Origin of the sequence: Streptomyces sp. YS-3, from assembly GCF_045257485.1 — a bacterium.
Classification (GTDB): Bacteria; Actinomycetota; Actinomycetes; order Streptomycetales; family Streptomycetaceae; genus Streptomyces.
Genome location: NZ_JBJHPC010000466.1, coordinates 1 through 5,687, shown reverse-complemented (window position 1 = coordinate 5,687; position 5,687 = coordinate 1). Strand labels below are relative to the sequence as shown.

Here is a 5,687-nt window from a genome sequence, read left to right as displayed (position 1 = left end):
GGTTCGGGGCGGGACCGGGCGGCCAGGACGGACGTCCGGGCCTGCGGGCCGGTCAGGGGCAGGGCCCGCGGGGCGGCGCCGGAGGACTGCCTCCGGGCGGCGCCCCGCAGGGCGGCCCGAACGGCCTGCCGTCCCGGCTCCCGGGCGGCGGTCGGGTCCCCGGCGGCGCCGAGCGCGGCGGCCCCGGCGGCATGGGCGGGCTGCTCGACGGCGCCCGGGTCGGCGCCGAGGCGAAGACCCTGCTGAAGGCGGACGCGGACCACTACACCTGGGCCGCCGCCGCGATCGGCGCCCAGAACGCCGCCAGCTACCAACTGGCCACCGCCAAGCCGGTGATGGCGATCGGCGGCTTCAACGGCAGCGACCCCTCGCCGACGCTCGCGCGGTTCAAGTCGTACGTGGCCGAGGGGAGGATCCACTACTTCGTCGCCGGAGGCGGCGGCATGGGCGGACGCGGCGGCCCCGGCGGTGAGGCCGGCGGCAGCGCCATCACCACCTGGGTGGAGGCCTCCTTCAAGAAGGTGACGGTCGGCACCGCCACCTTCTACGACCTGACAGCGCCCGCGCGGTAGGAGCGGACGGCACGGGAAGCGGCCGGTGGGCCGGGGTGTACGAGCCCCGGCCCACCGGCCTTTCGGCGTCCGGAGGAGGAGCCCCGCGTGCTCCTTCCCATAGAGCGTGTAAACCGCTTTACACCGTACAAGAGTCTCCTTTACGGTGTACGAGAACTTCCCCATACGCTGTACAACTCCCCCTAGGAGCCCCGCATGACGGCCCCGGTCGCCGATCCATCTGCCGCCCCCACCAGGCACCCGCAGCGCTGGCTGATCCTGGGGGTCATCTGTCTGGCACAGCTCACCGTGCTGCTCGACAACACCGTCCTGAACGTCGCGATCCCCTCCCTGACCACCTCGGTCGGCGCATCGACCGCCGACATCCAGTGGATGATCAACGCGTACTCGCTCGTCCAGTCCGGACTGCTGCTCACCGCGGGCAGCGCCTCCGACCGGTACGGCCGCAAGAAGATGCTCGCGGCCGGGCTGGCGCTCTTCGGCCTCGGCTCGCTCGCGGCCGGACTCTCCCAGAGCGCCGGGCAGTTGATAGCCGCCCGCGCGGGCATGGGCGTCGGCGGCGCCCTGCTGATGACCACCACCCTCGCCGTCGTCGTGCAGATCTTCGACGACGAGGAGCGGGTGAAGGCCATCGGGCTGTGGGCCACGGTCAACTCGCTCGGCTTCGCCGCCGGGCCGCTGATCGGCGGGGTCATGCTCGACCACTTCTGGTGGGGCGCCATCTTCCTGGTCAACATCCCGGTCGCGGCGATCGGCCTGGTGGCCGTGCTCGCCCTGGTCCCGGAGTCGAAGAACCCGCTGGGCGACCGGCCGGACCTGCTCGGCGCGCTGCTCTCCACGGTCGGCATGACCGGGATGGTCTACGCGATCATCTCCGGCCCCGGCCACGGCTGGACCTCGGCGCACGTGCTGGTCCCGGCCGCGGTGGGCCTGGTCTTCCTGGCGGCGTTCGCCCGCTGGGAGCTGTCGATCCCGTACCCGATGCTGGACATGCACTTCTTCCGCAACCAGCGGTTCACCGGCGCGGTCGCGGGCTCCATCCTGGTTGCGTTCGGCATGGGCGGCTCGCTCTTCCTGCTCACCCAGCACCTCCAGTTCGTGCTGGGCTACGGGCCGCTGGAGGCGGGGCTGCGCACGGCGCCGCTGGCGCTGAGCGTGATCGCGCTGAACGTGGCGGGGGTCGGCGCGCGGCTGCTGCCCCGGCTGGGCACGCCCCGCACGATCGCGGCGGGCATGGCGGCCAACGCGGCCGGACTCGCGGCGATAGCCCTGCTCGGCCGTGAGCACTACAGCGGGATGCTGCTGGGCCTGGTGGTGATGGGCGCGGGCATCGCCGTCTCGATGCCGGCCATGGCCAACACCCTGATGGGCGCGATCCCGCCGGAGAAGGCGGGCGTGGGCGCGGGCGTCAACGGCACGCTGGCGGAGTTCGGCAACGGGCTCGGCGTGGCCGTGCTCGGCGCGGTCCTCAACTCGCGCTTCGCCGCGCTGGTCCCGTCCGTGGTGGGCGCGGCCTCGCTCCCGGCGGCGCTCGCGGCGGCGGGCGACGACGCCGAGCGCTCGCGGATCTCGGACGCGTTCGCCTCCGGGCTCCAGACCAGCCAGCTGGTCGGCGCGGTCGCGGTGCTGGCGGGCGGACTGCTCGCCGCGGCGCTGCTGGCCAGGGCGGAGCGCGGTGGCGGCGACGGGGCCCAGGCCCCCGCGCCGCAGGCCGCGCCCGCGGCATAGCATCGGACCGGCGGTCGGCGGAGGCAGCAATTCCGCTGACCGCTGTGGCCGATGCCGCACGAACGGCGTACGACATGTGTACGTACAGTCCGACGACCCGACGAGGAGGGCACGCCATGGTGTCGGCAGCCGAGCGCGCGAAGAACCCGATGCGGACCAGCGTGTGGCTGGCGGCCGGCAGGTCCACGGGCCGGACCCGGCGGGCCGGGCAGCCGACCGCCGCGCTCGACCGGGACAGGATCGTCACGGAGTCGGTCCGGCTCCTCGACAGCGAGGGCGCGGCGAAGTTCTCCATGCGCCGGCTCGCGGGCGAGCTCGGGGTCACCGCGATGTCCCTGTACTGGTACGTGGACACCAAGGACGACCTGCTGGAGCTCGCCATGGACGCGGTCGCCGCCGAGGTGCCGGTCCCGGACGTGACCCAGGAGGACGCCGACTGGCGCGACCAGATCCGCGCCCTGGCCGTCGGCTACCGGGCGATGCTCGTCCGCCACCCCTGGGTGTCCCCCCTGATGGGCCGCTATCTGAACATCGGCCCGAACTTCCTGGCCTTCTCGATCGCCGCCCAGACGGTCATGGCCCGCAGCGGACTGCCCGCGCACGGGGTGACCGGCGGCCTGGCGGCGGTGTTCCAGTTCGTGTACGGGTTCGGCACGATCGAGGGGCAGTTCGTCGCGCGGTGCGCGGAGGCCGGGGTCACCGAGGACGAGTACTTCGCCCAGGCGATGGGCACCGTACGCGAACGCCCCGAACTCCACGAGCGGTTCGCGATGGCGGAGGAGCTCATGGAGGCGCGGGGCGGCGACACGGTGGCGGAGATGCGCGAGCGCGACTTCGTCTTCGCGCTGGACCTGCTGATCGCGGGGATCGAGGCGAAGCGGGAGGGGTAGCACGAAGGGGCCCACGGGCGATGCGCGTGGGCCCCTTCGCGGGGGAGTGGGGCGACGGGCCGTCCCCTGCCCGTCGCCCCGGTATCGGGTGCCTCCGCTCGGGGCACCCGAGCTTCTAGGAGGCCGTGGCCTTCTGCTGGTCCGTGGGCTCGGCCGGGGCCGTCGCGCGGGACTTCAGCGCGACCTCCTTGATGAACAGCGTCACGAAGAAGGCGAGCAGGGCGCACGGCGCCGCGTAGAGGAAGACGTCCGCCACACCGTGGCCGTACGCGCTCTCCACCACCGTCCGCAGCGGCGCGGGCATCTTGTCCAGGTCCGGGATGCCACCGCCACCGCCGCCCTGGGCGAGAGCCGCGCCCTTGGGGCCGAGGTCGGCCAGGCCGTCCTTGACGTAGTGGGTGACCCGGTTCGCCATCACGGCGCCCAGGGCGGACACGCCCACCGCACCGCCGAGCGAGCGGAAGAACGTCACCACGGACGAGGCCGAGCCGAGGTCGGCCGCGGAGACCTGGTTCTGCGTGCACAGCACCAGGTTCTGCATCATCATGCCGATGCCGAGGCCCATCAGCGCCATGTAGATCGCCAGCTGCCAGTACGCGGTGTCGTACCGCATCGTGCCGAGCAGCGCGAGTCCGGCCGTCACCAGCGCACCACCGCTGACCAGCCACGCCTTCCAGCGCCCGGTCTTGGTGATGACCTGGCCGGAGACCGTGGAGGAGATGAACAGACCGGCGATCATCGGAATGGTCAGGACCCCGGACATGGTCGGGGACTCGCCGCGGGCCAGCTGGAAGTACTGGCTGAAGAACACCGTGCCGGAGAACATCGCCACACCCACGAAGAGCGAGGCCAGCGACGCCAGGGTGATCGTCCGGTTGCGGAACAGCCGCAGCGGGATGATCGGTTCGGACGCCTTCGACTCCACGTACACGAAGACCGCGCCCAGCAGCACCGAGCCGCCGACCATCGCCGCCGTCTGCCAGGAGACCCAGTCGTACTTGTCGCCCGCGAAGGTCACCCACACCAGCAGCAGCGAGACCGAGGCGCTGATGAAGAGCGCGCCCGCCCAGTCGACCTTGACCTCGCGCCGGACCACCGGCAGCTTCAGCGTCTTCTGGAGCACGATCAGCGCGATGACCGCGAAGGGCACACCGACGTAGAAGCACCAGCGCCAGCCGAGCCACTCGGTGTCGGTGATGACACCGCCGAGCAGCGGGCCGCCGACCGTCGCGACCGCGAACGTGGCACCGAGGTAGCCGCTGTACCGGCCGCGCTCACGCGGCGCGATCATCGCGGCCATGATGATCTGGGCGAGCGCGGAGAGACCGCCGACGCCGATGCCCTGGACGACACGGCAGGCGATCAGCATGCCCGCGTTCTGGGAGAGCCCGGCGACCACCGAACCGCTGACGTAGATGATCAGGGCTATCTGGACCAGCAGCTTCTTACTGAAGAGGTCCGAGAGCTTGCCCCACAGCGGAGTGGTCGCGGTCATCGACAGCAGCGAGGCCGTGACGACCCAGGTGTACGCGGACTGGCCACCGCCCAGGTCACCGATAATGTGGGGAAGGGCGTTGGAGACGATCGTCGAGGACAGGATGGCGACGAACATGCCGAGCAGCAGCCCGGACAGCGCCTCCATGATCTGCCGGTGAGTCATCGGCGCGCCGCCGTCGGGCCCGTGGTGGTGGGCTCCGTGGGCGGTGCTGCCGTCCCGCACACCGGCCGGTGTGGATGTAGCCATGAACTTCCTTCTCTGTACGTCTGGTGGGCCGTTACGCCTGTTGCGCGGCGGGTGTACGGGTGAGCGGCGCGGGGTGGATCAAACGTTCCTCGCGGCAGTCGAAGCTCTCTCTGAGCCGCGCGAGCATGACGTTCAGCTGCCCGACCTCGTCGTCGGACCAGTCCCGCAGGGTCCGGGCGAACATCTCCGCGGTGCGCCGCCCGAGCTCGTCGAGCATGTCCCGGCCGGCCGGGGTGAGCCGCAGGATGCGGGAGCGCTTGTCCAGCGGGTCCGGGTCGCGCTCGATCCAGCCGCGCGCGGCCACATGGGTGACATGGCGGCTGGTCACCGACATGTCCACATCCAGCAGCTCGGCCAGCCCGCTGATGCGCATCTCGCCGTGGCGGCCGAGGAGGGTGAGCACGGCGGCGGAGCCGGCCGGGCACTCGGCCGGCAGGATCCGCCCGAGCCCGCGCTTGACGGCCCCGATGGCGCTGAGCTGTCGGGCGAGCTCCTCGTAGTGGCTCTGCGCGGCCATCGGCTCCTCCGGTCCGGGCGTCACTGATCCGCTGATCTTGTTGCTTAGGGCAACCATAGAGGTGATTGGTTGCTGAAGGCAAGTGAATGGGGAGAGGGCTGGGCAAAGTGAACGCAAAGGGTTCGCATGTGGAAAGTCAATGCGTAGGTCAGGGCCGAGGCCCGGGCGCGGGCAGGGGCGCGAGGGGCCGAGCCGGGGGCGCTCGGCGCGGGTGTGCGGACGCCGTGAGCGTGTGG

Annotated in this window: 4 protein-coding genes and 1 pseudogene; 3 read left to right on the top strand and 2 right to left on the bottom strand. The window is 71.7% G+C overall.

The features are described 5' to 3' along the window. The 3 genes and pseudogenes from ACJA3G_RS28310 to ACJA3G_RS28300 all read left to right on the top strand — a co-directional run. Nucleotides 1-572: pseudogene (locus ACJA3G_RS28310) on the top strand (glycosyl transferase); the annotation flags it as partial. Nucleotides 573-767: 195 nt separating this feature from the next. Next, nucleotides 768-2,300: an MFS transporter gene (locus ACJA3G_RS28305; protein WP_406555879.1), complete on the top strand. Its 1,533-nt coding sequence runs from the start codon at nucleotides 768-770 to the stop codon at nucleotides 2,298-2,300. A 116-nt stretch (nucleotides 2,301-2,416) separates the two neighbouring features. Next, complete coding sequence (locus tag ACJA3G_RS28300) at nucleotides 2,417-3,190, top strand: TetR/AcrR family transcriptional regulator (RefSeq protein ID WP_406555878.1); 774 nt, start codon at nucleotides 2,417-2,419, stop codon at nucleotides 3,188-3,190. A 115-nt stretch (nucleotides 3,191-3,305) separates the two neighbouring features. Here ACJA3G_RS28300 and ACJA3G_RS28295 read toward each other — a convergent pair whose 3' ends face one another. Next, nucleotides 3,306-4,934 (bottom strand): MDR family MFS transporter, encoded by a 1,629-nt coding sequence (locus ACJA3G_RS28295; protein ID WP_406555877.1) that lies wholly within the window; start codon nucleotides 4,932-4,934, stop codon nucleotides 3,306-3,308. A 31-nt stretch (nucleotides 4,935-4,965) separates the two neighbouring features. Beyond that, the gene (locus ACJA3G_RS28290) at nucleotides 4,966-5,451 is read right to left on the bottom strand and encodes a MarR family winged helix-turn-helix transcriptional regulator (RefSeq protein WP_406555876.1); all 486 of its coding nucleotides are present in this window, start codon (nucleotides 5,449-5,451) and stop codon (nucleotides 4,966-4,968) included. Nucleotides 5,452-5,687 lie beyond the last annotated feature (236 nt).